This window comes from Kitasatospora sp. NPDC059462 (assembly GCF_042749955.1).
Classification (GTDB): Bacteria; Actinomycetota; Actinomycetes; order Streptomycetales; family Streptomycetaceae; genus Kitasatospora.
In genome coordinates, this window is record NZ_JBHYUU010000060.1 from 13,566 (window position 1) to 39,699 (window position 26,134).

A 26,134-nucleotide genomic window follows, 5' to 3' on the forward strand; every position below is an offset into this window, starting at 1 on the left:
CCGCGCCGTGCTCAGCGCGGGTCGAGGCCCTGGGCGAGGAACCAGGGCAGCGGGTCGACGGGGGCGCCGCCGCCGGCCGGGCGGATCTCGAAATGCAGGTGCGGGCCGGTGCTGTTGCCGCTGCTGCCGACGAAGGCGATGACGTCGCCGGCCTTCACCGTGCCCTTGCGGATCTTGTACGAGCGCAGGTGGCAGTACCAGGCCTCGGTGCCGTCGGCCGTCTTGAGGATCGTCATGTAGCCGTACGACGGGTTCCACTGGGTGCGGATGGTGCCGTCGGTGACGGCCATCACCGGGGTGCCGCCGTCGACCGGGAAGTCGATGCCGGTGTGTCGCTTGGCCCAGTGGGTGCCGGCCGCGCCGAAGGCCTCGCCGATGCCGTGCTCGGCGACCGGCATCGAGATCGTGGGGCGGGCCGGTGCGGGCGGCGCCTGGTCGGTGGCGGCGGCCTGCGCGGCCGCCGGCCCGGCCTGGGCGGCCTGTCCGGCCTGTCCGGTGGCGTCGGGGGCGCCCTGGGTGGCCGAGAGCGCCTGGCGGGCGTCGCCGCGGGAGGCCTGGTCGGCCGCGCCGGCGGCCAGCGCCTGCTGGGCGGCCTGCGCGGCCTCGGTGTGCGCGGTGTCGGGCGCGTCGACGGCGCCGGCCTGCTCGGGGACCCGGCCGGCGGCCTGGGCGCGCTGCTGGTCGGCCTCGCCCTGGACGGTGACGGCCGCCGCGGCGGCGACGCCGAGCGCGGCCACCGAGGGCAGCGCGACCCGCAGCAGCGCCGTGCGGGTGGCGGCCCTGGCGGCGTCGCGGCGCTGGGACCGGGACTGCTCGCGGGCGGCGAGACGCAGTTCCGCACGGGTCGGGCGGGCGGCTGCTTCGGGAGCCATCGCGGCTGCCTCCTCGGTGGGCCTCGGGCGCGTCGTCGGGCGGGGAGCGGGGCTAAACGACCGAGACTGTAGCCGGAAGCCCGACATCCGGACAAAAGTCCGGATGTCAAGGGGCTGCGGGTGTGCGGTTGCGGGGTAGAACACGGACGGGTGGTGGGCGGTCTGTGATTTTCCCCTCGTCTTGAGGGGTGGCGCCGCCAACCCGGGCGGGTGGCGCTACCCTCCCCTCAGGTTGGTTATTGATCGTTAACCTCGCCCGAGCCCACGAGGTCCGGTGGGGATGGACGACGAGGTCCGGGAGGCAGTGATGGGTGTGTCAGGCCCGATCCGCGTGGTGGTCGCCAAGCCGGGGCTGGACGGCCACGACCGCGGCGCCAAGGTCATCGCGCGCGCCCTGCGCGATGCCGGCATGGAGGTCATCTACACCGGTCTGCACCAGACGCCGGAGCAGGTCGTCGACACCGCGATCCAGGAGGACGCGGACGGCATCGGCCTGTCGATCCTGTCGGGGGCGCACATGACGCTCTGCGCGCGGGTGCTGGAGCTGCTGAAGGAGCGCGACGCCGAGGACATCAAGGTCTTCTGCGGCGGGATCATCCCGGACGAGGACATCGTCGAGTTGAAGGCGATGGGCGTCGCCGACATCTTCACCCCGGGCACGCCGACCAGCGACGTGGTCGCCTGGGTCGAGGCCAATCTGCGGGCCGCAGGCTGACGGCCGCCGACGGGGCCGGTGCCGGGACACCTCGTCCGGCACCGGCCCCGTCGCGTTGCTCCGCCCGCCCGGCCGGTCGGGCCGGGCCGCCCGGTCAGGCCGCCAGTTCGGCGAGCATCGCCTCGCGGAAGCGCAGCGTCCCGGCCAGCCGGGCGAAGGTCTCGCCCCACGCGGTGGCGGGCGCGGCCCCGGCGGCCAGTGCCTCGACCGCCGCGGCGCTCCGCGGGGAGAGCGCGCGCTCGGTCATGCCGAGCACCCCGCTGTGGCTCCACGGGTAGGCGCCGGAGGCGGCGGCCCGGGCCAGCGCCTCGACCACCGCGGTGGACAGCGGCGGCGTCCACGGGGTGGCGCAGGCGCCGAGCAGCTGGAAGGCGTCGCCGAGGCCGTGCGCCTCGATGAAGGCGGCCGTCCAGGCGGCCCGTTCGGCGGTCGGGAGCACCGCGAGCAGTTTGGCGGGGGCGCCCGTCGCGCGGGCGGGGCGCCCGGGGCCGGGGACGGGCGCGGGGCCCAGCAGTGCGCGCGCCCAGGTGGCGTCCTGCTGGCGGACGGCGGCCCGGGCCCAGGCCTCGCGCAGGTCGTCGGCCCAGGTGCTGCTGGTCTCGTCGATGGCGTCGCCGACCCGCAGGGCCAGCAGCCGCTCGGGCGTCAGACCGGTGTGCCCGGACCACAGGGAGAGCGGCGCGGCGGCGATCACCTCGCCGAACCACCAGGCCCGTTCGCCGCGCCCGGTGGGCGACTTGGGCGGTATGCCGTCGCGCTGCATCGCCGGGTCGCAGGCGGTCGGCGGGGTGACCAGCAGATGCGTGCCGTGCTCGGACAGGCGCACGGCGCTGCGCGCGCGCTCGGCCATCCGGGCGGCCAGCGCCGAGCCCGGCAGGGTGGAGAGCAACTCGGCGGCGGTGGCCCGGACGTTCTTGCTGCGGTCGCCGAGCGCGGCCTCCAGGAAGGGTTCGTCGGCGAGCGACAGACCCTCCTGAAGGGCGTCCAGGAACAGCAGCCGGTCCTCGGCGCGCTCGGTGGACCAGGTGCCGTGCAGCAGCGCGAGGCCGGCCGCCGGGTCGCGGCGGCGGAGCAGCGTGAGGTGGGTGACCCGTTCGGCGAACAGGCCCTCGTGCCACAGGTGGTCGCCCTCGGCGGGGGCGGCGTCCGGGCCGGGCGGGGGCTCCGGGGCGGCACGCTGCACGAACCGCCAGTCCGCGTTGCGCTCGGCGAGCCAGCGGCCGAGCGGACCGGCCAGCGCGACCGCGTCGGGGCGCAGTTCGCTGCGGGCGCGGGCGGCGTCCAGCAGTGCCGGGACGCTGGCGGCCGGCGCGCGGTAGCCCTGTTCGCGGGCGGTCGCCAGCCACTGCGGGAGCAGTTCGCCGACGTTGGCGAGCACGCCGCTGCCGCCGCCGCGGGTGGAGAGCAGCAGCGAGAGCCGGCGGGCGGCGGCGGCCGGCAGCTCGGGGCGGTGGTCCTCGGCGGCGGGCGGGCCCACCGGGGCCGCGGCCGGGACGGGCAGCGCGCCGGCCCGGCGGCGGACCGTCTCCAGGGCGGCGAGTTCGAGCAGCGCGGTGGCCGGGTCGGTGCGGTCGACGGCGCCGTCGTACGGGGCGGCCGGGCCGGGCGCGGGGAGCGGGCGGCGGTCGGTGCCCAGCAGGGCGGTGGTCTGCAGGGACTCCCAGGGGTCGGACACGGGGCCTCCTCCTCCGGTGGAACGGGTGCGGGTGGGTCGGGAACGGCGGGCGCGCGGGGTGCGGCGGGGCCCGCTCAGGGCGTGGTGAGGCCGATCGGGCGGCCGTCCCGCCCCCAGGCGGTGACCGGCGCGAAGCCGCGGTGGCCGTACTCGCCGAAGACGGTGAGCGGGCGGCCGGTGGAGACGGCGGCGAGCCGCCAGAGCGCGGCCTCCGGGACGGCGGCGCGGTGCACCGGGACGGTGTGCCGGCCGTCGGTGAGGTGCCAGCCCTCCTCGGAGAGCACCGGGACGACGTCGGCGAGCACCGTCGGCCAGGCGTCCAGCCACGGGTCGTCGGCCAGCGCGGTGCCGTAGCCGGCCACCGCCTCGGCGACGGCCAGGCCGGGCGGCGGGCCGTCGGGCCCGGCCGCGGGGGCGCCGTAGCGGGTGCCGAGCACGGCCCGCAGCGGTCGCACGCCGGGGTGAAAGGCGACCTCCGCCTCGACCGCCTGGCCGGTGGGCAGGGCGAGTTCGGGGGCCTGCCCGGGGCGGCCGAAGGCGAGCAGCAGGGCCGGGCGGCCGGTCTTGGCGCCGCGCAGCCAGAGCCGGCGGGTGGTCAGCCGATCGTCCGCGGTGTCGCGGCTGCCGAGGACCTGCCAGCGGTCCCGGACGGTCGGGCCGGCCAGCAGCTCGGCGGTCTCGGTGGTGTAGCCGACCCGGCCGCGGACGGTCGCGGCGAGCGGCGCGGGCAGCTCGTCGAGGCGGGTCGCGGCGGTGGCGAGCAGGTGGAGCATGGCGTACTCCGCCAGCAGCCCCTGCTGCGGCAGCGCGTCGAGCTCGCGGACCCGGGTGGCCAGGCCGGGGGCCTGGGCGTCGACCATGCGGGCCGCGACCTCCTCCCAGGGGCCGGCGGTGGACTGGTCGGCGAGGCCGTGGCGGACCCGGTCGGCGAGCCGCAGCCGCAGTTCGGCGGCGCCCGCCGCGACCCGGGCGGAGCGCTTCTCGGCGCGGCGGCGGGCGGCGGCCGGGTCCGCCGGGGCCTCCGCCCGCACGGCCCGCTGCTCGGCGCGCTCCTGGCGGCCCTTCAGCCACTCGGCGGCCCAGTCGGCGGGCTCGGCGCCGTCCGGCACCGCGGCGGGCGAGCCGCTCCAGAGCAGCAGCAGCCCGAGGGCGTGCTTGCAGGGGAACTTCCGGCTCGGGCAACTGCACTGGTAGGCGGGCGTGGCGAGCTCGACGACCGTGCGGTACGGCGTGCTGCCGCTGCCCTTGCACTCGCCCCAGACCGCACCGCCGTCGGTGCCCGTGGCGGACCAGGGGGCGGGTGCGGAGAGTTTGCCCGCGGCCTTCCGCGAGGCGGCGTCGGGCGCCAGGGACAGGACGTGTTCGGTGCTCCAGCGTTCCTCCATGCCGACGACGTTAGGCGGCGGCACTGACATCCGACCCGACGCCCGGACGGGCCGAACTGAGGTCCGGTCAGGATTGTCAGTGGTCGGGTGCATGGTGGTTTCCGCAGGCCGGGACGCCGACCTGGCTCCCCCCGATCACCCCGCCGCCCGGGCATCCGTGTGCCCGGCGGCCGACCCGAAGGAGCCCCGATGACCGACGTCGTGACCGAGGTCCTGCGGCAGCACGCGGAGGACGCCTTCGCCGCCGAGCTGTCCGCGCTGGCCGCCCAGGACGACCGTCCGCGCCCGGAGCGCTGGAACCTCTCCCCGTGGGCTGTCGCCACCTACCTGCTGGGCGGCGAGCTGCCCGACGGCACCGTCGTCACCCCCAAGTACATCGGCCCGCGCCGGGTGGTGGAGGTCGCCGTCACCACGCTCGCCACCGACCGGGCGCTGCTGCTGCTCGGTGTGCCGGGCACCGCGAAGACCTGGGTCTCCGAGCACCTCGCCGCGGCGATCAGCGGCGACTCCACCCTGCTGGTGCAGGGCACCGCCGGCACCCCGGAGGAGGCCGTCCGGTACGGCTGGAACTACGCGCAGCTGCTCACCAACGGCCCCAGCCGGGAGGCGCTCGTGCCCTCGCCGCTGATGCGGGCGATGGCGGAGGGCCGGATCGCCCGGGTCGAGGAACTGACCCGCATTCCGGCCGACGTGCAGGACAGTCTGATCACCATCCTGTCCGAGAAGACCCTCCCGGTCCCGGAGCTGGGCACCGAGACCCAGGCCGTGCGCGGCTTCAACCTCATCGCCACCGCCAACGACCGCGACCGGGGCGTCAACGAGCTGTCCAGCGCGCTGCGCCGGCGCTTCAACACCGTGGTGCTGCCGCTGCCGGGCTCGCTGGAGGAGGAGGTCGAGATCGTCAGCCGCCGGGTCGAGCAGCTCGGCCGCTCCCTCCAACTGCCCGAACTGCCCGGCGGCGCCGAGGAGATCAGGCGCGTGGTGACCGTCTTCCGGGAGCTGCGGTCCGGGATCACCACGGACGGCCGGACCAAGGTGAAGACCCCCAGCGGCACCCTCTCCACCGCCGAGGCCATCTCGGTGGTCACCAACGGCATGGCGCTCGCCGCCCACTTCGGCGACGGCGTGCTGCGGGCCGGCGACGTCGCGGCCGGCGTGATCGGCGCGGTGGTCCGCGACCCGGCCGCCGACCAGCAGGTCTGGCGCGAGTACGTCGAGGGCGTGGTGCGCGAGCGGGACGGCTGGAAGGACTTCTACCGCGCCGCCCGTGAGAACGCCCGCTGAACGGCACCACCGGGCACCGCCGCACGGTGCCCCGCACGACCGTGCACCGTACGACCGCAACCTCGGAAGACCTAGGGAGGCAGAGCGCGATGAGCGCAGAGGTGACGCTGCTCGGCGTCCGGCACCACGGCCCCGGCTCGGCCCGCTCGGTGGCCGCCGCCCTGGAGCAGCTGCGACCGGACGCGGTCCTGGTGGAGGGCCCGCCGGAGGCCGACCCGATCCTCGGGCTGGCCGCCGCGAAGGACATGGTGCCGCCGGTCGCGCTGCTGGCCCACGCGGCCGACGACCCGGCCCGTGCCGCGTTCTGGCCGTACGCCGAGTTCTCGCCGGAGTGGGTGGCCATCCGCTACGCCACCGGGCTCGGCGTCCCGCTGCGCTTCATCGACCTGCCGGCCGGCTACGCGTTCGCGGACACCGCCGACCAGGACGGCGACGGCGACGGCGACGGTGACGGGGCCGGCGAGGAGGACGCGGAGCTGCCGCGCGACCCGATCGCCCGGCTCGCCGAGGCGGCCGGCCACGACGACCCGGAACGCTGGTGGGAGGACGTCGTCGAGCACCGCCGCCCCGGCGACGGCGAGGACGCCCTCGCGCCCTTCGCGGCCGTCGCCGAGGCGATGACCGCGCTGCGCGAGGACGGCGGCGCGGGCCTGCGCGACGAGCGGCGCGAGGCGTACATGCGCCAGCAGATCCGCGCCGCCCGCCGCGCCGGCCACCAGCGGATCGCGGTGGTCTGCGGGGCCTTCCACGTCCCCGCCCTGGCCGCCATGCCCACCGTCGCGCACGACAGGGCCCTGCTCGCCGGGCTGCCGAAGAAGGTGCGCACCGAGGTCACCTGGGTGCCCTGGACGCACCGCCGGCTCTCCCAGCTCACCGGCTACGGCGCCGGGATCGTCTCCCCGGGCTGGTACCGCCACCTGCACCGCACGGACGGCGACCCGCTGCCCGGCTGGCTCACCCGGGCCGCCGACCTGCTGCGCGCCGAGGACCACCCGGTCTCCTCCGCGCACGTCATCGAGGCCGTCCGGCTGGCCCGCGCCCTCGCCGTGCTGCGCGGCCGCCCGCTCGCCGGGCTCACCGAGACGCTGGACGCCGTCCGCGCGGTGATGTGCGACGGCTCGGACGTCCCCCTCGCGCTCGTCCAGGACCGGCTGGTGATCGGGGACGTGCTCGGCGAGGTGCCCGAGGCCGCGCCCGCCGTCCCGCTCCAGCGCGACCTCGCCCGCCTCCAGCGCACCCTGCGCCTCAAGCCCGACCCCGCCCCGCGCGACCTCGACCTCGACCTGCGCAAGGAGAACGACGCGGCCCGCTCCCGGCTGCTGCACCGGCTGCGCCTGCTCGGCGTCGACTGGGGCGTGCCGGCCCGCTCCTCGGTCACCTCCACCGGCACCTTCCGGGAGAGCTGGCGGCTGTGCTGGCAGCCCGAGTTCGCCGTCCGGATCGCCGAGGCCGCCCAGTGGGGCACCACGGTCGAGCGGGCCGCCGTCGGCAAGGCGGTCGGCACCGCCCGGGCCGCCGCCGAACTCGCCGAGCTCACCGGGCTGGTGGAGACCTGCCTGGTGGCCGGGCTCGCCGAGGCGCTGCCCGCCGTGATGCGGGTGCTGGCCGACTGCGCCGCGCTGGACACCGACGTCGCGCACCTGGCCGGCGCGCTGCCCGCCCTGGTGCGCGCGCTGCGCTACGGCGACGTCCGGGGCACCGACCACGGCGCCCTCGGCGAGGTCGCCGCTGGCCTCGCCGACCGGATCTGCGTCGGCCTGCCGCCCGCCTGCACCGGCCTGGACGCCGCCGGAGCCGCTGCGATGCGCGGCCACCTCGACGAGGTCCACGGCGCGATCGGCCTGCTGGACGGGGCCGACGGCCCCGCCGCCGGACTCGCCGACCGCTGGGCCGCCACCCTGCGGGCGCTCGCCCGGCGCGAACCGTCCGGCGGACCGGCCACCGGCGTCCCCGGACTGCTGCGCGGGCGCGCCGTCCGGCTGCTGCTGGACGACGGCCGGCTCGACTCCGCGGAGGCCGGGCGGCGGCTCGGCCTGGTGCTGTCGGCCGCCAACAGCCCGGCGGACGCGGCCGGTTGGATCGAGGGCTTCCTGACCGGGGGCGGTGCGCTGCTGCTCCACGACCCCCGGCTGCTCGGCCTGCTCGACGGCTGGCTGACCACCGTCCCGGCGGAGGTCTTCACGGATGTGCTGCCGCTGCTGCGGCGGACCTTCGCCACCCTGGAGGCCGGGGTCCGGCAGACCGTCGGGAGCCGGGTGGCGGCCGGACCGCTCGATGCCGGGAGCACCGAACCCGTCGTGCAGGACGCCGAGTTGGACCGCGCGCGGGCCGATGCCGCGCTGCCCGTGGTCGCCCTGCTGCTCGGGCTGCCGGGCGCCGCCGGGGAGTCCGGTGACCACCCGCGGATCCCCCGTCAGGCCGAGGGCCGCGACACCTGACAACCCCGCCGCCCCCGTTCCCCGCCCCCGTCCCGACCGCCGCCCGCACGCCGCCCGCAGAGGAGCCCCCGATGGCCGTCACCACCCCCGGCACCGCCTCCGCCGCCCTCCCCGCCCCCTCCGACGAGCGGCTGCGCCGCTGGCGGCTGGTCCTCGGCGGCGAGGCGGACGGCACCGGCCGCACCCTGAACGGCCGCGACGCCGCGATGGACGGCGCGCTCGCCGCGCTCTACCGGGGCGCCGCCGAGGACGGCCGGGCCGGGCAGCCGCGCTCCGGCCGCCGCAGCGCCGGACTCGGCGGCTCGGCCCCGCAGGTGGCCCGCTGGCTGGGCGACATCCGGGAGTACTTCCCGGCCACCGTCGTCCAGCTGATGCAGCAGGACGCCATCACCCGGCTCGGGCTGGAACAGCTGCTGCTGGAACCCGAGATGCTGGAGGCCGTCGAGCCGGACGTCCACCTGGTCGGCACCCTGCTCTCGCTCAAGCACGCGCTGCCCGAGACCACCCGGGAGACCGCCCGCGCGGTCGTCGGCCGGGTGGTCGCCGACCTGGAGCGCCGGCTCGCCGACCGCACCCGGGCCACCCTGGGCGGCGCGCTGGACCGCAGCGCCCGGGTCAACCGCCCGCGCCACCGCGACATCGACTGGGACCGCACCATCCGGGCCAACCTGAAGAACTACCTGCCCGAGCACGGCACGGTCGTCCCCGAGCGGCTGGTCGGCTACGCCCGCGCCCAGCGCGCGGTGAAGAAGGACGTCATCCTCTGCATCGACCAGTCCGGCTCGATGGCGCCGTCCGTGGTGCACTCGGCGGTGTTCGGCGCGGTGCTCGCCTCGATGAAGAGCCTGGACACCCGGCTGGTGGTCTTCGACACCTCGGTGGTCGACCTCACCGAGCAGCTCACCGACCCGGTCGACGTGCTCTTCGCGACCCAGCTCGGCGGCGGCACCGACATCAACCGGGCGCTCGCCTACTGCCAGTCCCGGATCACCCGGCCGGCCGAGACGATCGTGGTCCTGATCAGCGACCTCTACGAGGGCGGCATCCGCGACGAGATGCTCAAGCGGGTGGCCGCGATGAAGGCGGCCGGCGTCCAGTTCATCGCCCTGCTGGCGCTCTCCGACGAGGGCGCGCCGGCCTACGACCACGCGCACGCCGCCGCGCTGGCGGCCCTCGGCGCCCCGGCCTTCGCCTGCACCCCCGACGTCTTCCCGGAGATCATGGCGGCGGCGATCGAGAAGCGCCCGATCCCGGTCCCGGAGCAGGGGGTGTGAACGGAGCTGTCGGCCCGCCCGTCCACCCGGAACCCCCCCCGGCTCACCCGAACGGCGGAACCCGGGGCACGGCCGAGCGGGCCCGCCGGTCCGGGCGCCCGGCGTACGCCCCCTAAGCTGTCTGTGACGGTTCTCACCAAAGACGGGCAGGCCCCGGGCGAAACACGCCCGTCGTCCGGGGATAACCTGCCAGACGGACGTGACGCGCGTGTTGATTGACGTGTGCGCCCGTGGCTGTGTGGGCCGCAAGGCCGTACTTCTGCGTACCCGCACCGCCCCGACGACCCGCAGCGAAGATCCTGCCGTGGCACGCTCGTAGAGACACAATCCGCGACCACGAACAAGGACAAACACGTGGACCTGTTCGAGTACCAGGCGAGGGACCTCTTCGCCAAGCACGGTGTTCCCGTGCTTGACGGCGATGTCATCGAGACCGCCGCAGACGCTGCCGCCATCGCGGAGCGCTTCGGCGGCCGCGCCGTCGTCAAGGCTCAGGTGAAGGTGGGTGGCCGAGGCAAGGCCGGCGGCGTGAAGCTCGCCGCCGACCCGGCGGACGCCGTCGCCAAGGCCGGGCAGATCCTCGGCATGGACATCAAGGGCCACACCGTGCACAAGGTGATGCTGGCCCAGACCGCGGACATCAAGGAGGAGTACTACGTCTCCTACCTGCTCGACCGCGCCAACCGCACCTTCCTGGCCATGGCCAGCGTCGAGGGCGGCATGGACATCGAGGAGGTCGCGGCCACCAAGCCCGAGGCCCTCGCGAAGATCGCGGTCGACGCGAACGAGGGCGTGACCGAGGCCAAGGCCCGCGAGATCGTCGAGGCGGCGAAGTTCCCGGCCGAGGTCGCCGACCAGATCGCCGACGTCCTGCAGACCCTGTGGACCGTCTTCATCAAGGAGGACGCCCTCCTGGTCGAGGTCAACCCGCTGGTCAAGACCGGCGAGGGCAAGATCGTCGCGCTCGACGGCAAGGTCTCCCTGGACGAGAACGCCGACTTCCGCCAGCCGGAGCACGAGGCGCTGGAGGACAAGGCCGCCGCCAACCCGCTGGAGGCCGCCGCCAAGGCCAAGGGCCTCAACTACGTCAAGCTCGACGGCGAGGTCGGCATCATCGGCAACGGCGCGGGTCTCGTCATGAGCACCCTCGACGTGGTCGCCTACGCCGGTGAGAAGCACGGCAACGTCAAGCCCGCCAACTTCCTCGACATCGGTGGCGGCGCCTCCGCCGAGGTCATGGCGAACGGCCTGGAGATCATCCTCGGCGACACCGACGTCAAGTCGGTCTTCGTCAACGTCTTCGGCGGCATCACCGCGTGCGACGCGGTCGCCAACGGCATCGTGCAGGCCCTCGCGCTGCTGGAGGAGAAGGGCGAGGCGGTCACCAAGCCGCTGGTCGTCCGCCTCGACGGCAACAACGCCGAGCTGGGCCGGCAGATCCTGACCGACGCCAACCACCCGCTCGTCGAGCAGGTGGACACCATGGACGGTGCGGCCGACCGCGCCGCCGAGCTGGCCAACAAGTAAGGAAGGGGACTTTCACACCATGGCTATCTTCCTTACCAAGGACAGCAAGGTCATCGTCCAGGGCATGACCGGTTCCGAGGGCATGAAGCACACCCGCCGCATGCTCGCCTCCGGCACCCAGATCGTCGGCGGTGTCAACCCGCGCAAGGCCGGCACCACCGTGGACGTCGACGGCACCGAGGTGCCCGTCTTCGGCTCCGTCGCCGAGGCCATCGAGAAGACCGGTGCCGACGTCACCGTCATCTTCGTCCCGCCGGCGCACACCAAGAGCGCCGTCGTCGAGGCCATCGACGCCGAGATCGGCCTGGCCGTCGTCATCACCGAGGGCGTCCCGGTGCACGACACCGCCGCCTTCTGGGCCTACGCCGGCTCGAAGGGCAACAAGACCCGGATCATCGGCCCGAACTGCCCCGGCCTGATCAGCCCCGGACAGTCGAACGCCGGCATCATCCCGGCCGACATCACCAAGGCCGGCAAGATCGGCCTGGTCTCGAAGTCCGGCACCCTGACCTACCAGCTCATGTACGAGCTGCGGGACATCGGCTTCACCTCGGCCGTGGGCATCGGCGGTGACCCGGTCATCGGCACCACCCACATCGACGCCCTCAAGGCGTTCCAGGAGGACCCGGAGACCGAGCTCATCGTCATGATCGGTGAGATCGGCGGCGACGCCGAGGAGCGGGCCGCGGCCTTCATCAAGGAGCACGTGACCAAGCCGGTCGTCGGCTACGTCGCGGGCTTCACCGCCCCCGAGGGCAAGACCATGGGCCACGCCGGCGCCATCGTCTCCGGCTCCTCGGGCACCGCGCAGGCCAAGAAGGAGGCCCTTGAGGCCGCCGGCGTCAAGGTCGGCAAGACGCCGTCCGAGACCGCCCGCCTGGCCCGTGAGCTGATCAAGGGCTGACGCCCTCCCCGCTCGCAGCAGCAGCACCGCGCCCCCGCCCGGACCTCCGGGACGGGGGCGCGGTGCTGCTGCCTCAGCGGTCCGCCGCACACGGGTGCAGGGCCCAGGCCGGGCCGCAGCCGCGCGGCGGTGCGGCGGCCACCGCACCGGGCGGGGGCAGCGCCTCGGCGGCCCGCCCGCCCGCCGGCGGCCGGTACGGCCCGTCCGCGCGCGGCGGCGGCGGATCCACCACGACCGGCTCCAGCCCCGGCGTCGGCGAGCACCAGAGGCTCTCGATCCCCGACGGCGGCCCGTCCGCCAGCAGCGGCAGCAGGGCGTCCGGCCCCGTCGCCGAGGTCGGGACCGGCGCGCAGAGCGAGGGCGGCGGCGGCCCCGGAGGCCGGAACAGCTCGCCCGGCCCGCCACCCGCCAGCGTCGCCACCACCGCACCGCCGACCGCCGCCGTCAGCAGCGCCGCTGCCCCGGTCCGGCCCGCGTTCACCAGCCCGTGCCGGGCCCGCAGCACCGGCACCGGCGCCCGGTGCGGCTCCGGTGCCCCGCGCACCGCCGCCCGGTGCATCAGCACACACAGCCGGTCGGCGAACCCGTCCGCCGCCGGATCCGGCCCGACCAGCTCCGGCACCCAGTGCGCCAGCGCCGCCCGCGCCGCCCACACCCGCCCCTCGGCTCCCGCCACCGTCGCCTCCACCTCCAGCGCCACCGCGGCGGCCGGCATCCCCAGGCCGTCGTGCAGCACCAGCGCCCGGCGCTGCGGCCGGGACAGCCGCCGCAGCGCCTTGAGCAGCGCGCGGTCCCGGTCGGTGAGCCGGTCGTGGTCCGGCAGCACCGCCTGGGCCTCGTCCGCCGGCCGCACCTTGATCCGGCGGTACGGCAGCCGCCACACATGCGTGCGCCGCGGGCCGCCCCGGTGCCACGGCGACAGCGCCGACTCGAACGCCCGCGCCCGCACCCACCCCTCCGGCTCGCCCCCGGCGGCCACCTCCGCCCAGCGCAGCCGGGCCTCCGCGAACGCCCGCCCCACACAGTGCACGGCCCGGTGCTTGCACGCGGTGAGCAGGAACACCTGCTGCACCAACCGGGTGTACGCCGCCTCGTACACCTCCTCGAACCCCGCCTCCGCCCCGCCACCGCGCCCCGGAGCCGCCGACGCCTGCCCGGCTGCCCGGTCGCCGTTGCGCTCCGCAGCGGCTGCCCCTGGTGCCTGTCCCCGTTCGCCCGGTGTGGTTGCTGTGGGTTTGTTGTCGGCTGGCAGGTTGGTGCGTTCGGCTGGCCCTTGCTCGGTGTTGGTCGGGGTGGTGTGGCTGGCCGCCCGGTCGCCGTTGCGCTCCGTACCGGTTGTCCCCGGTGCCTGTCCCCGTTCGCCTGGCCTGGCTGCTGTGGGTCTGTTGTCGGTCGGCAGGTCGGTGCGTTCCGTTGGCCCCTGTCCGGTGTTGCTTCGGGCGGCGTGGCCGGCCCGTGCGGTGCGGTTCTCGGCGGGCTGCTCGGCTTCCGACCGGTCACCGGCTCGTTGGTCGTCGCGTCCGGCGGCTTGAGCGGCCGTCGACCGGTCGCGGTGTGCTGCCATTTCGTCGGCGGCCAGCTGGTGGCCGTGTCCGGCAGGCCTCTGCTCGGCGTCGCCTCGGGTGGCGTGGCCGGCCCGTGCGGTGCCGTTCTCGGCGGGCTGCCCGGCCGCCGGGGAGTCGTCGGTCCGTTGGTCGTCGCGTCCGGCGGCTTGAGCGGCGGTCCCGGCGGATGGCCCCGCCGTCGACCGGCCGAGGTGGGCCGTCGTCTCGGTGGCGGCCCGTCGGTCGTTACGTTCGGCCGGCTCCCGCCCGGGGGCCTGATCGGCTGCCTTCCGTGCGGCAGGTTGCTTCGCCGCCGCCCGGTCACGGCGCGCTGCCGCCGGTCGGTCGCCGTGGCCGGACGGCCCCCGCCCGACGGCGTGAGCGGCTGCCGTTCGCGCGACGGGCCTTTGCTCGGCGTTGCTTCCGGCCGCACGGCCCGCGCGTGCGGCGACGCTTTCGGCGGGCTGCTTCGCCGCTGGTCGGTCGCCGGGTTCGGCCGGCTCTCGCCCGGCGGCGGTCCGCACGGCGACGCTGTGGGCGGGTTGCTTCGCCGTGGGCCGGCTGCGGTGTGCCGTTGTCATCGTGTCGGCTGCCGCCCGGTCGGGGGACGGAGCTCCGGCCGGCGGCTGCCGTGGCGACGACGGCTCGGCCCGCTCCGACTGCGGCGGCGTCCCTGCCCCCGCGTCCGCGTCCGCGTCGGCGTCCCGCCCGGGGCGCACGCCCTGCGGACGGTTCGCGCCGGCGGCGTTCGCCACCGGGCGGCGGACGGCCGCCTGCCGGGACGGCGGGGCCGCGGTGTTCGTGTGATCGGCGCACGGGTCGCTCGGGGCCTGTTCGCTCGCGGCCGTGCTCGCCTGCTGCGGGGCTGCGGCGGCCGCCGAGTCCGCGCACGGCTCGCTCGGCGGCTGCCCACCCCCGGCGGCCGTGGCGGGCAGCAGGGCGGCGAGGGCGGTGATCTCGTCCTGGGTGCGGGTGCCGAGTTTGCGCAGGGCCCGGTGCTGGTAGCCGCGGGCGGTGGCGGTGGTGACGCCGAGGGCTGCGGCGGTCTCGGCGAGGTCCCGGCCGGCCGCGAGGTGGGCGAAGGCCTGCGCCTCACGTGCCGTCAGGCGGCGCAGCAGTTCGGCGGCCTCGTCCTTCCCGGCGGCGGAAGCCTCGGGAGCGGCCCGGCCGCGGCCGGTCCCGGCCTTGGCGGGGCGTCCCTTCCCGTTGCGGCGCTGCGTCGCGGGCGCGGGCTGGTCGCCGGGGTGTTCGGCGGTCCGGGGCCTGGTCATCAGACGCTCCTGGCCGGGTCGGTCGCGGCGGCGAGAGGACATGGTCCGAAAATGCGCATAAGCCAATAATCTGGGACACCCCGGCGGTTTGCCGCTTCATGGAGCATGGCGAGTCGCCTTGGCACGATGTGGGCCATGACGCAGCTGACGGGTCGTCCGATTCTGGGAGCGCCGGGCGAACCGGGGGCCAGGCCCGTCCTGTCCGCCCTGCTCGCCGGGGCCCGGGCGGCGCTGCTCGGACTCTGCGTCATCACCGTCCCGGTGCTCGGGCTCTGGGTGGTGACGCCGTACGCGGACGGGGGCGCCGCCGGGGCGCTGCGGCTGGTGGCGGCGCTGTGGCTGCTCGGGCACGGCGCGCCGGTGCTGCGCGGGGCGGCGGAGGCGCCGTTGTCGGTCACGCCGCTGCTGCTCGGTCTGCTGGCGGTGGGCCAGCTGTCCCGGGCCGCCGCCCGGGTGACGGCGCGCGGGGCGGGACGAGGCCTCGGCCGGCCGGGGCAGGGCGGTGCGGCGGCGGTGTGGGCGGGGTACTGCGCGGTGGCGTGCGGGGTGGTGGTGCAGTGCGCGGGGGCGGGGGAGTTCCGGGCCCGGGTGCTGCCGGACCTCGTCGTGGTCGCCCTGGTGGCCGGTGCGGCGGTGGCGGCCGGGGCCCGGGGGCGCGGGGCGGTCCCGGTGGTGACGGGTCTGCTGGAACGGGCGTTGGCGCGGCTGCCGGGGGCGTTGCGGCCGGCGGGCGGCGCGGTGGTGGTCCGGGCGGCGGGGCTGGCGGCCGGGGCCGGGCTGCTGGCGGCCGGCGGGCTGGTGGTGGCGGGGGCGGCGGTGCTGGCCGCGGTGTCCACGAGCGGGGCGTCGCAGGTGTTCGCGGGCGGACCGGCGGCGGTGGCGGGGGTGCTGCTGGTGAGCCTGGTGCTGTTGCCGAACGCGGTGCTGTGGGGAGCGGCGTACGCGCTCGGGCCGGGGTTCGCGGCGGGGGAGGGGGCGGTGGTGTCGCCGGTGCGGACGGTGCTGGGGCCGGTGCCGGAGTTCCCCCTGTTCGCGCTGTTCCCGGAGCCGGGGGAGGGCGGCTGGCGGTTGGTGGTGTGTGTGCTGCCGGCCCTGGCGGGCGTGGTGCCGGGGCTGTTGCTGGGCCGGGCGGCGGCCGTCGGCGGCGGGCGGGCGGCGGGGCGGCCGGGTCCGCGCGGCCCGTGGCCGGTGACGGCGACCGCGGCGGCGGGTCTGGTGGCCGCGCTGCTGGTCGGGCTCGCGGCGGCGGTGCTCGGCGGCCTCTCCGGCGGGGCGCTGGCGGCGGGGCGGATGGCCTGGCTGGGGCCGGTGCCGTGGTGGACGGGCCTGGCCGCGGCGGCCTGGGTGGCGGCGGTGGCCACCCCGACCGCGGTGCTGGCCCGCTTCCGGTTCCTGCGTGCGGCCGGAGGGCGGGGGCGGGTGCCGCCGGTGCCCGGGGCGCTCGCCGTGACCGCGCGCCGGGGCGTACTCCTGCTGCGCGCCCGCGCGCATCGAGCGGTCACCCTGCTCTCGGGCGCCCCGGGCAACGCCGACGGCAGCACCGGCGCCACCACCGGCAGCGGCGCCGGCGGCGCGACCGGCTGACCGCGCCTACTCGCTCTGCTTGGTGATGTCCACGTACCACTGCGGTGCGAGCCGCTCGCAGCCGTCGGCGCCGCTGGCGGTGAGCGAGTCCTGCACGCAGGTGACGTAGTCGTTGTAGTACACCGCCAGGCCGAGGACGGCGGACACGAAGACCACCGTCATGGCGCCGGTGAGGATGCCGGCCAGGGCGGCCGGGGTGAGCGGGTTCGGCGCGGGCGGCGCGGCGGCCGCCGGGGTGCCGGTGCCGGTGCCGGTGCCGGTGGCGGCGTCGGCGGCCGGCTTGGGGGCGCGCATGGCCGAGACGCCCCAGGCGATGGCGAGCGCGCCGACGAACAGGGCGACGTAGTGCAGCGAGGCGAAGGCGCAGACCAGCGCGCCCATGCCGGCCAGCGCGGCGTTCCGGGCCTTGCGCTGGGCGGGGTCGGCCGGGTCGAGCCGGGGCGGCTGCGGCGCGGGCGGGCGGGGCTGCCAGCCGCTGCCCCGGTAGCCGGGGCTCCAGGGGTGCGGCGGCGGGACGAGCGGGCGCTCGTCCGGGTCGCCGTCCTGGCCCTCGGGGCGGTCGGAGCCGTCGGAGGGGTGGGGAGCGCGCGGTCGCCACGGCTGGTCGGGGGCATCCGCCGGCGGCGGCGCGAAGGGGTTGCGCTCGCCGGTGTCGTCACCGCTGCTCATGGTTCAGCCATTCCTTCTCGGTCGGTGGGGCGGGTGCCCGCGCCACCCTATGATCCCGCAGGCCCCTGTGGGGGCTCCGGGCGCGTCCGGGGTTGCCGGCGGCGGCCGCCGCCCCGGCCCCGGGGGGGGCCGGCGGCGGCGGGGCCCCCGCCCCCCGCGGCGCCCCCGCACCCGGGGGGCGGGGCCAGGCGGGGGGCCCGACCGCCCCCCCCGGCCGGTGCGTTCGCTACGCCCGGTGGTACGGCGCCGGGAGGGCGACCTCGCCGCCCAGGGCCGTGGCGGCGTGGCGGGCCCAGGAGGGGTTGCGCAGCAGTTCGCGGCCGAGCAGCACGGCGTCGGCGCGGCCGTCGGTGAGGATCTGCTGGGCCTGGGCCGGGTCGGTGATCAGGCCGACGGCGGCCACCGGCAGGTCGGTCCCGGTGCGGACCGCCTCGGCGAACGGCACCTGGAAGCCGGGGGCGGCCTCGATCCTGGCGTCCGGCGCGATCCCGCCGGTGGAGACGTCGAGCAGGTCGACGCCGTGCGCGAGCAGCTCCTTGGCCAGCCGGACGGTCTCCGCGGAGGTCCAGCCCTCGCGGTCGTCCTCGGGGTTCTCGGTGAGCCAGTCGGTCGCGGAGATGCGGAAGAACACCGGCAGGTCCTCGGGCCACACCGCGCGGATGGCGTCGACGACCTCCAGGGCGAAACGGGTGCGCCCCTCGAAGGAGCCGCCGTACGCGTCGGTGCGGCGGTTGCTGTGCGGGGAGAGGAACTCGTGGATGAGGTAGCCGTGCGCGCCGTGCACCTCGACGACCTGGAACCCGGCGTCGAGCGCGCGCCGGGCGGCGTCGGCGAACTGGCCCACGATCTCGCCGATCTGTTCCACGGTCAGCTCCTGAGGAGTGACCCGGCCGGACTCGAAGGGAACCGCACTGGGGGCGACCGGCGTCCAGCCGTGCTCCTCGTCCGGGGCGAGGGCGCGGCCGCGGTCGACCCAGCTGCGCTCGGTGGAGGCCTTCCGCCCGGCGTGGCCGAGCTGGATCGCGGGCACGGTGCCCTGCGCCTTGAGGAATGCGGTGATCCGGCGGAAGGCCTCGGTCTGGGTGTCGTTCCACAGCCCCAGGTCGTAGGGCGAGATGCGGCCCTCGGGGGTCACGGCGGTGGCCTCGACGATGATCAGCCCGGTGCCGCCGGCGGCGCGCGCCGCGAGGTGGGTGAAGTGCCAGTCGTTGGGGACGCCCGCCGCCTCGCCGTCCGGTGCGGCACTGTACTGGCACATCGGCGGCATCCAGATCCGGTTGGGGATGGTGAGCGACCGCAGGGTGTAGGGGCTGAAGAGGCTGGTGCTCATGTCGGGCTCCTGATCGGATCGGCAGGCGGAGGAGAGGAGACGTGCCCAGGAGTGATTGCAGCCGCAATCTCTGCGGGAACAATAATTGCATGCGCGGCATAAGGCAAGTCCTCCCGTCGGCCCCGGGTCTCGTCCGTCGGGCAGGCCCTAAGGGTGAACCCCGACAACTCGGCTGCGGCGGAGTTCGGTTGGTCGGGGAGCCGTCAGGGTTCGGGCCCTCCCGGCCGGTGATCCGGGGCGGCCGGGTGCTCCGCCAGGGTGGGATCCGCACGAACGATCCGGCCCCCACCCATGGAGCGTCCCTTGAGCACCCGCCTGCGTACCGCCCTGGCCACCGTCCTCGTGCTGGGCCTCGGCGCCACCCCGCTGGCGGCGGCCCCGGCCGGCGCCGCCGCACCCGGCGCCCGGGCCGAGGCGGGCCGGACGGCCGGCGGGCCGGACGTGAAGGAGCTGGAGGACGCCCTGCGCGGACTGCCCGGCCCGGACGCGACGGCGGCCCTCGTGCGCGTCGGCGGCACGGGGAGCTGGCACGCGAGTGCCGGGGTGCACGATCTGGAGAGCGGCCGCAAGGCCCTCGAAGGCGCCCGGTTCCGGGCAGGATCGACCACCAAGGTGGTCACCTCGGCGCTGGTGCTGCAACTCGCCGCCGAAGGCAGGGTGGACCTCGACGGCACCGTCCAGCAGTACCTGCCGGGCCTGCTGGGCGACGCCTTCGAACCGATCACCGTACGGCAGCTCCTCACCTTCACCAGCGGCCTCCAGCCGGGCTCCTCGCTCGGCCCGGAGAACGCCGAGGGGTACCGGAACCGCTTCCGGACCCTCACCCCCGAGGACGTCGTCGCGGCCTCCGTCGCCAAGGGCCCCTACCGGGGGCCGGGGGAGGGGCCGGGCCGGAAGCAGCGGTACGGCAACATCGACTACACCGTCCTCGGCCTGCTGATCGAGCGGATCACCGGCGACTCCTACGCGCACCAGGCGCAGGTCCGGATTCTCCGCCCGGCCGGCATGCGGCACACCTCCTTCCCCGACGGTCCCGACCCGCGCATCCACGGCCCGCACAACCGGGGCTACCAGAAGCTGGCGGACGGCCGGGTCGTGGACGCGACCGAGTGGAACATGTCCGACCGCTGGGCCGCGGGCGACATGATCTCCACCACCGCCGACCTGGAGAGGTTCCTCGTCGCACTGTTCCGGGGCGAGCTCGTCCCCCAACCCCTCCTGGAGCAGGAGATGTTCACGGTGCCGGCCGTCGAGGGCGCCGTGATGAGCGCGGGCCTGCAGCGCTTCGACGCGGGCCACGGGCAGATCCTGTGGCTCAAGACCGGTGAGCGGCCCGGGTACAGCACGCTCATCGCGGCGACCAGGGACCTCTCCCGCACCCTTGTTCACTCCGTCAACGCGACCGACGCCAAGGCCCAGGGCATGAACCCCGTCGCCGAGCGCATCGTCCGGGCCGCCTTCGGCCTCGCCGGCTGACCGCCGGGCCGCGACCGCCCCCGGTGCGCCCGGGGCGCCGATCGTTCCCCGAACTGCCCACCCGTGGCTGCGAGTTCTGACCTCATCGTGGTCGTTCCGGGAAGGGTGAGGGCATGGGTGCGAAGGTGTTCGCCGGCGTCGCGGCGGCGGCCGCCGTGCTGGGGGCGGCGGGCTGCTCCTCCGGCAGCGCGGACCGGGCCCCCGGGTCGCCGCCGCTGTCGCGGCGGGCGCCTGGTGACGGCCGGCCTCGTGCTGCCCGCCGACAGCCGGGGCTGTTGACACCCGGACGACCGGTTCTTCCCGATTTCCCGCGCGCGGGCGGACGTCGTGGGACATGATCGGCCTGTGTCGAGTCACCACGTGAGTCCGAAGACCGCGATCCTGCCCGCCACCTGGACCGACTGGTGGTTCCGGCGCTGTGAGACGCACCTGGGGGCGGTCACCGCCGAACTGTCCTGGTGGGGCCACGAGTTCCCGGACGGTCCGCCGGACGCCGAGGACGCGCTGATCCTGCTGCGCCGCACCGCCGCCGGCCTCCGCTCCTCCGGGCCCGGCCCGCACGGCACGGAGACGGCCGCACTGCTGCTGCGGGCCACCGCCCCCCTGGAGGCCGCCGAGGCCTTCACCCGCAGGCTCGACCCCCGGGTCCTCCCGCTGGTCTCCCACCACTTCGGCACCGCCGCCCGCCACCTGGCAGCCGCCCGCGAGCACCTCGCCCCGGGCACCCGGGCCTGAGCCGGGGGCGCACCTGCGGCCACCTCTCCCCGCGAGCCGGACGGCCACGCGTCCGGCAGCGGCCGGGGCGGATCACCGGCCGGAGGCGGCCTCCCGGTAGGGGCGGAAGAACGTTCGCAGCTCCTGCGCGTAGAGCTCGGGCTCCTCGAACGGCGCGAAGTGCCCGCCGCGCGCCGGCTCGCTCAGGTGCACCAGGTTGGTGGTGCGCTCCAGCCAGGCGCGCGGCGGACGCAGCACGTCCCCGGCGAAGAGCGCGAAGCCGGACGGCACCTCGACCCGGCGGGCGAGCTGCTCCGGCGGGATCGCGGCGTTGGCGTGGTACATCCGCATCGACGAGGCGATCGTCCCGGTCAGCCAGTAGACGGTCAGATTGGTGAGGATCTCGTCCCGGGTGAAGGACCGTTCGAGCGCGCCGCCGCAGTCGCTCCACGCCCGCAGCTTCTCGACGAGCCACGCCGCCAGCCCGGCCGGGGAGTCGGTGAGGCCGACGGCGGCGCTCTGCGGCTTGGTGCGCGCGACGGCCCCGTACGCACCCTCCCGCGCGCCCCAGGCCGCGACGTCCGCGAACCAGGCGCGCTCCTCGGGCGTGAGGTCGTCCGGGCCGGTGCCGGGCACGGGCAGGCCGGCGTCCGTCCGGTGGACGGCCACCACCCGCTCGGGGTGGTCGAGCGCGAGGTAGCGGCTGACGTGGCTGCCGAGGTCCCCGCCCGCCGCGCCGAAGCGCCGGTGGCCGAGGACGTCCATCAGCCGCGCCCACAGCCCGGCCACGGCGACGGAGTCGAGCGGGGCGCCGGAGGGTGCCTCGGAGTAGCCGAAGCCCGGGAGGTCGGGCACCACCACGTCGAAGGCGTCGGCCGGGTCGGCGCCGTGGGCGCCGGGGTCGGTCAGCAGCGGGACGACCTTCGAGTAGCGCCAGAACGAGTCCGGCCAGCCGTGGCTGAGCACCAGCGGCAGCACCGGCCCCGCCGGAGCCACGGCCCGCGCGTGCACGAAGTGGATCCCGAGGCCGCCCACCCGGGCGCGGTAGCGCGGCAGCCGGGCGAGCGCCCGGTCCTGGGCCGGCCAGTCGAAGCCGTCCGCCCAGTGGGCGACCAGCTCCCGCAGGTAGCCGACGTCCGTGCCGAGCGACCACCCGGCGTCCTGGGGCGCGTCCGGCCACCGGGTCGCCCGCAACCGTGCGCGCAGGTCGTTCAGTTCCGCGGGCGTGGCCCGCGGGCTGAAGGGCTCCGGAGAGGAGTCGGCGTCCGTCATGGCGTCCATGCTAGGACCGTGCCGGCACCGGGCCGGGGATTCCCGCGCACCCGTCAGGGAACCAGCACCACCTTGCCGCCGACCGTGCCGGACTCGGCCAGGCGCAGCGCCTCCGCGGCACTGGCGAGCGGGAGTTCGGCGGCGACGCGGGCGGTCACGTCGCCGCGGCGGACGGCGTCGAACACCCGGGTGAGGTCGCTCCGCAGCCGGGCGCGGAAGGCGTCCCTGCCCAGGGCCCGGCCCGCCCAGATGTTGTAGAAGTGGGCGCGGCGCCCGTTGGGCAGGGCGTTCCAGGCCCAGGTGCGGGCCAGGATCTTCAGCACGGGCCACTGCTTGGAGCCGCTGTCGTCGCGGGTGGAGGCACTGCCGTAGGCGACCAGCGTGCCGCCGGGGGCGAGCAGGTGCCAGGAGTCGACCACGCTGCGGCCGCCGACGTGGTCGAACACCGCGTCCACCCCGCCGGGTGCCAGCTCCCGGACCCGGGCCGGCACGTCACCGGCCCGGTAGTCGACGGGGACGACGCCCAGCCCGCGCAGCGCGTCATGGTGCCGGGCGGAGGCCGTGCCGATCACCGACACGCCCGCCGCGCGGGCCAGTTGGACCAGGACGGAGCCGACGCCGCCGCTCGCTCCGTGCACCAGGACGGTCTGCCCGGCGCGCACCCGCGCCAGCCGGTGCAGCATCTGCCAGGCGGTGATGCCGTTGACCACCACGGTCTCCGCCTCGACCGCCGTGAGGCCGTCCGGGACGGGCACCGCGTCCGCCGCGTCGAGCGCCACGTGGCTGGCCCAGCCGCCGACCTTGACCAGCGCGGCGACCCGCCGGCCGGTGAGCGCCGGATCGACGCCCTCGCCGGTGGCCAGCACCCGGCCGACCAGGTCGTAGCCGGGGACAAAGGGGAACGGCGGCTGGTCGTAGTACCGCCCCCGGCGCATCTGCTGCTCGGCGAACGAGACGCCGGTCGCCTCCACGCCGATCACGACCCGGCCCGGGCCGGCCCCGGGCACCGGTCCGTAGCGCAGTTCCAGGCCCTCCGGAGCCACCACACCCGGCAGGACGACTTCGAGCAGGCGCTGGTCGGTCATGGCCACGCCCTCCTTCTCGCTGATTGGTTTCACTCTCTCGCGTTCGTTATAAGTTGTAACTCCTTGCCGCAGTGAGTGTCAACACGTTCCGTGAGACCCTCTAACTCCCGGCAGCGCCGCGCCGCCGCGTGATATCGTCCAGCTCGCCGTGCGCCGCTGCGAACCGAGGAGGTGGGACCGATCAACGCTCTGACAGGTCGGGCACCCCTCCCTCGCATGGCCCGGGAGTGCCCGCAGTAGGCACCCCGAAAGGCCCGTACCGCTATGCGCTTCACCACGGACACCTCGTCCGGCGGCATCCGCGAGCAGCTCTTCGTCCTGGGGGAGACCCCCGGTGCGCTCTGGACCCCCGACGCCCCCGCCCGCCCCCGGCCCCTGGTCCTGCTCGGCCACGGCGGCGGCGAGCACAAGAAGGCCTCCGCCGTCCTGGACCGCGCCCGCCGGCTCGTCGCCGAGTGCGGCTTCGCGGTGGTCGCCCCGGACGTGCCCGGCCACGGCGACCGGCCGGTGCAGGAGGAGTACGACCGGATCGCCACCGCCAACCGGGAGCGCATCGAGGCCGGGGCCGAACCGGCGCCGCTCCTCGCGGAGTTCCACGCCCTGGTGGCACGGCGGACCGTCCCCGAATGGCGGGCCGTGCTCGACGCGGTCCAGCGGCTCGACCACGTCGGCGCCGGACCGGTGGGCTACTGGGGCGTCTCGCTGGGCTGCGGACTCGGCGTCCCGTTCGTCGCCGCCGAACCCCGGGTGCGCGCGGCGGTCCTGGGCCTCGGCGGCGCCCTGGCCTCGGCCGAGGAGGCGGCGCGGATCACCGTCCCGGTGGAGTTCCTGCTCCAGTGGGACGACGAGCGGGTGCCGCGCGCGACGGGCCTGGCCCTGTTCGAGGCCTTCGGCTCGGCCGAGAAGACCCTGCACGCCAACCCCGGCCGGCACGGCGACCTCCCGGCCTTCGAAGCGGACTCCGCGCTGCGGTTCCTCGCCCGGCACCTCGGCTGACCACCGCCCCGGCCGAAAGCCCACCGCCCCCGGCGCGCGTCCCAGGACGCGTGCCGGGGGCGGTGCGCCCCGAGCCGCTCAGCCCATCGACTTGGCGCCGTCCAGCGACTCCCGCAGGATGTCGGCGTGGCCGGCGTGCTGCGCGGTCTCGCCGATGATCTGCAGCAGCACCTTGCGGGCCGACCAGCGGGCGCCGGGCTCGAACCACGGCGCCACGGGCAGCGGCTGGGAGACGTCGAGGTCCGGCAGGGCGGCGACCACCGCGTCGGTGCGGTCCGCCACCTCCTCGTAGGCCGCCAGCACCCCGGCCAGGGTCTCGCCCGGCAGCATGCGGAACACGTCGGCCCGCCGGGCCAGGTCCTCCTGCGTCGGGTTGGCGAAGTCGGGCATCGCGGACGGGCCCTCCAGGATGAAGCCGGCCCAGGCCCGCTCGACGGACGCGACGTGCTTGATCAGGCCGCCCAGGCACAGTTCGCTCACGGTGGGGCGCAGCGCGGCCTGCTCGTCGCTCAGGTCACGCGTGGTGAGGCGCAGGAAGTGGCGCTGCATGGCGAGCTGCGCCAGCAGGTCGGCCCGCTCACCGGTGACCGCGGGGGCGATGGTGGTCGCAGTGTCGCTCATGGCTGTTCCTCCGTTGGCGTTCCCGTGCCGGCGGCCCCTGCCGTCCGACGTGTTCCACGATAGGGGTCATATAGGTCTGATCCTGTCCTCGACTCCGGACGGGCCGGTGAGGTGACGCCCTGTCAGCACGCTGCCGGCGGGGCGACAGCGGTGACGGCGGAATGCCGGCGCGCCGACGGCGAAGGGCGGGAGGCTGGTGCGTGGCAGCACACGATCCAAGGGAGGCACGCCATGTCCACCAGCACCCGGCCGCACCACTCGCGCCCGACCTCGGTCCTGGTCTCCGGCGCCGGGATCGCCGGCACCGCCCTCGCCCACTGGCTGGACCGCTACGGCTTCCGCGTCACCGTCGTCGAGCGCGCCCCGTCGCTGCGCGGCGGCGGCCAGCCGGTGGACATCCGCGGCAACGCGCTCGAAGTCGTCGACCGCATGGGCCTGTTGACGAGGGTCCGCGCGCGCCGCACCGGCCTGCGCGGGATGTCCGTGGTCGACGAGAACGGCCGCGAGCTGAGCCGCAACACCGAGTGGACGGCCAGCGGCGGTCCGGTCGACGGCCCCGACGTGGAGATCCTGCGCGACGAACTCGCCCACCTGATCGGAGAGGTGGCCGGCCGGGGCGTCGAGTACCGCTTCGACGACTCGATCGACACCCTGGTCCAGCACGAGGAGGGCGTCCAGGTCCGCTTCCGCAGCGGCTCGGAGCGCTCCTACGACCTGCTGGTCGGCGCCGACGGCCTGCACTCGAACACCCGGCGCCTGGTCTTCGGCCCCGAGCGCGACTACCTGCACCCCATCGGCGCCTACATCGCCGCCTGGAGCGTGCCCAACCACCTCGGCCTCGACCACTGGCAGGTGATCCACCGGCCCGCCGGCCGGGCCGACCGGATGTGCATGGCGATGACCGTGCGCGACAACGCCGAACTGCGCTTCTTCCTCGGCTTCGGCTCCGACGAGCCGGTCGAGCGCATGCTCCCGCGCGACCCCGCCGACCAGCGCCGCCTGGTCGCCGCCCGGGCCGCCGGGATCGGCTGGGAGGTGCCGCGTTTCCTGGCGGCGCTGGGGGAGACGGACGTCTTCCACTACGACGTGATCGCCCAGATCCGGATGGACCGCTGGTCGCACGGCCGGGTCGCGCTGCTCGGCGACGCCGGGTACTGCTGCTCCCCGCTCACCGGGCAGGGCACCAGCGTGGCCCTGACCGCCGCCTACGTCCTGGCCGGCGAACTGCACGCGGCCGACGGCGACCACCGCACGGCCTACCCCGCGTACGAGCGGCGCCTGCGCGACCACGTCGCCGCCAACCAGGCCATCCTCGACCTGACCGGAGCCCGTCTGACCGCGGGCGCCCCGGAGCAGTCGGGGCCCTTCGGCGGCTTCGACGAGCCCGGCCCGGAGATGGAGGCGGCCTTCCGCGCCGCCACGCTCTTCGACCTGCCCGACTACTGACGGCCGCCCGGGGGAGGGGCCCGCCGCTCCCGGCGGGGGGTCGCACGCGCCC

20 protein-coding genes are annotated in these 26,134 nt (G+C 76.1%); 11 read left to right on the plus strand and 9 right to left on the minus strand.

What is annotated here, in order from left to right:
• Positions 1-11 precede the first annotated feature (11 nt).
• Positions 12-872 carry a M23 family metallopeptidase gene (locus tag ACFXAM_RS17555; protein WP_380292120.1) on the minus strand — a complete coding sequence of 287 codons (861 nt, stop codon included), beginning with the start codon at positions 870-872 and terminating at the stop codon, positions 12-14.
• Between the two features lie 307 nt (positions 873-1,179).
• Between ACFXAM_RS17555 and ACFXAM_RS17560 the strand changes: the two genes are divergently transcribed.
• Positions 1,180-1,587, plus strand: a complete 408-nt coding sequence (locus ACFXAM_RS17560) for a cobalamin B12-binding domain-containing protein (RefSeq protein ID WP_350542253.1) — start codon at positions 1,180-1,182, stop codon at positions 1,585-1,587.
• Positions 1,588-1,681: 94 nt separating this feature from the next.
• Here ACFXAM_RS17560 and ACFXAM_RS17565 read toward each other — a convergent pair whose 3' ends face one another.
• Both ACFXAM_RS17565 and ACFXAM_RS17570 read right to left on the minus strand, forming a co-directional pair.
• A complete protein-coding gene (locus tag ACFXAM_RS17565; protein WP_380292122.1) occupies positions 1,682-3,262 on the minus strand; it encodes a DUF5691 domain-containing protein in 1,581 nt (526 codons plus the stop codon).
• Between the two features lie 74 nt (positions 3,263-3,336).
• Positions 3,337-4,647 carry an SWIM zinc finger family protein gene (locus ACFXAM_RS17570; protein ID WP_380292124.1) on the minus strand — a complete coding sequence of 437 codons (1,311 nt, stop codon included), beginning with the start codon at positions 4,645-4,647 and terminating at the stop codon, positions 3,337-3,339.
• Positions 4,648-4,836: 189 nt separating this feature from the next.
• On the opposite strand from ACFXAM_RS17570, the gene ACFXAM_RS17575 reads away from it, so the two are divergent.
• The 5 genes from ACFXAM_RS17575 (at position 4,837) to sucD (ending at position 12,074) form a co-directional block, all read left to right on the plus strand.
• Complete coding sequence (locus ACFXAM_RS17575) at positions 4,837-5,931, plus strand: AAA family ATPase (RefSeq protein ID WP_380292126.1); 1,095 nt, start codon at positions 4,837-4,839, stop codon at positions 5,929-5,931.
• Between the two features lie 89 nt (positions 5,932-6,020).
• On the plus strand, positions 6,021-8,369 hold the full coding sequence (locus ACFXAM_RS17580; protein WP_380292128.1) for a DUF5682 family protein: 2,349 nt from the start codon (positions 6,021-6,023) through the stop codon (positions 8,367-8,369).
• Positions 8,370-8,440: 71 nt separating this feature from the next.
• Entirely contained in the window at positions 8,441-9,643 is a 1,203-nt protein-coding gene (locus tag ACFXAM_RS17585) for a VWA domain-containing protein (protein WP_380292129.1), read from the plus strand.
• A gap of 354 nt (positions 9,644-9,997) precedes the next feature.
• Complete coding sequence (gene sucC, locus ACFXAM_RS17590; RefSeq protein ID WP_380292131.1) at positions 9,998-11,170, plus strand: ADP-forming succinate--CoA ligase subunit beta; 1,173 nt, start codon at positions 9,998-10,000, stop codon at positions 11,168-11,170.
• Between the two features lie 19 nt (positions 11,171-11,189).
• The gene (gene sucD / locus ACFXAM_RS17595; RefSeq protein ID WP_380292133.1) at positions 11,190-12,074 is read left to right on the plus strand and encodes a succinate--CoA ligase subunit alpha; all 885 of its coding nucleotides are present in this window, start codon (positions 11,190-11,192) and stop codon (positions 12,072-12,074) included.
• Between the two features lie 73 nt (positions 12,075-12,147).
• Here the strand turns inward: sucD and ACFXAM_RS17600 are convergent, their stop codons facing one another.
• Complete coding sequence (locus ACFXAM_RS17600; RefSeq protein ID WP_380292135.1) at positions 12,148-14,889, minus strand: hypothetical protein; 2,742 nt, start codon at positions 14,887-14,889, stop codon at positions 12,148-12,150.
• A gap of 135 nt (positions 14,890-15,024) precedes the next feature.
• On the opposite strand from ACFXAM_RS17600, the gene ACFXAM_RS17605 reads away from it, so the two are divergent.
• Positions 15,025-16,473, plus strand: coding sequence for a DUF6350 family protein (locus ACFXAM_RS17605; RefSeq protein WP_380292137.1), 1,449 nt, complete (start codon positions 15,025-15,027; stop codon positions 16,471-16,473).
• Positions 16,474-16,479: 6 nt separating this feature from the next.
• Here ACFXAM_RS17605 and ACFXAM_RS17610 read toward each other — a convergent pair whose 3' ends face one another.
• Together ACFXAM_RS17610 and ACFXAM_RS17615 are read right to left on the minus strand one after the other, a co-directional pair.
• Positions 16,480-17,142 (minus strand): hypothetical protein, encoded by a 663-nt coding sequence (locus ACFXAM_RS17610; protein WP_380292139.1) that lies wholly within the window; start codon positions 17,140-17,142, stop codon positions 16,480-16,482.
• 226 nt (positions 17,143-17,368) lie between these two features.
• Complete coding sequence (locus ACFXAM_RS17615) at positions 17,369-18,472, minus strand: NADH:flavin oxidoreductase/NADH oxidase (protein ID WP_380292141.1); 1,104 nt, start codon at positions 18,470-18,472, stop codon at positions 17,369-17,371.
• 291 nt (positions 18,473-18,763) lie between these two features.
• Between ACFXAM_RS17615 and ACFXAM_RS17620 the strand changes: the two genes are divergently transcribed.
• Both ACFXAM_RS17620 and ACFXAM_RS17625 read left to right on the plus strand, forming a co-directional pair.
• The gene (locus ACFXAM_RS17620) at positions 18,764-19,948 is read left to right on the plus strand and encodes a serine hydrolase domain-containing protein (protein WP_380292143.1); all 1,185 of its coding nucleotides are present in this window, start codon (positions 18,764-18,766) and stop codon (positions 19,946-19,948) included.
• A gap of 360 nt (positions 19,949-20,308) precedes the next feature.
• Positions 20,309-20,683 carry a hypothetical protein gene (locus tag ACFXAM_RS17625; RefSeq protein WP_380292145.1) on the plus strand — a complete coding sequence of 125 codons (375 nt, stop codon included), beginning with the start codon at positions 20,309-20,311 and terminating at the stop codon, positions 20,681-20,683.
• A 72-nt stretch (positions 20,684-20,755) separates the two neighbouring features.
• Here the strand turns inward: ACFXAM_RS17625 and ACFXAM_RS17630 are convergent, their stop codons facing one another.
• Positions 20,756-21,934: an epoxide hydrolase family protein gene (locus ACFXAM_RS17630; protein ID WP_380292147.1), complete on the minus strand. Its 1,179-nt coding sequence runs from the start codon at positions 21,932-21,934 to the stop codon at positions 20,756-20,758.
• A 53-nt stretch (positions 21,935-21,987) separates the two neighbouring features.
• Positions 21,988-23,019, minus strand: coding sequence for a medium chain dehydrogenase/reductase family protein (locus tag ACFXAM_RS17635; protein WP_380292148.1), 1,032 nt, complete (start codon positions 23,017-23,019; stop codon positions 21,988-21,990).
• A gap of 264 nt (positions 23,020-23,283) precedes the next feature.
• Between ACFXAM_RS17635 and ACFXAM_RS17640 the strand changes: the two genes are divergently transcribed.
• Positions 23,284-24,015 carry a dienelactone hydrolase family protein gene (locus tag ACFXAM_RS17640; RefSeq protein ID WP_380292149.1) on the plus strand — a complete coding sequence of 244 codons (732 nt, stop codon included), beginning with the start codon at positions 23,284-23,286 and terminating at the stop codon, positions 24,013-24,015.
• A gap of 78 nt (positions 24,016-24,093) precedes the next feature.
• On the opposite strand, the gene ACFXAM_RS17645 is transcribed toward ACFXAM_RS17640, so the two are convergent.
• Positions 24,094-24,636: a DinB family protein gene (locus ACFXAM_RS17645; protein ID WP_380292151.1), complete on the minus strand. Its 543-nt coding sequence runs from the start codon at positions 24,634-24,636 to the stop codon at positions 24,094-24,096.
• 231 nt (positions 24,637-24,867) lie between these two features.
• Here ACFXAM_RS17645 and ACFXAM_RS17650 point away from each other — a divergent pair, with 231 nt between their 5' ends.
• The gene (locus ACFXAM_RS17650) at positions 24,868-26,082 is read left to right on the plus strand and encodes an FAD-dependent monooxygenase (RefSeq protein ID WP_380292153.1); all 1,215 of its coding nucleotides are present in this window, start codon (positions 24,868-24,870) and stop codon (positions 26,080-26,082) included.
• The last annotated feature ends 52 nt before the right edge of the window (positions 26,083-26,134 follow it).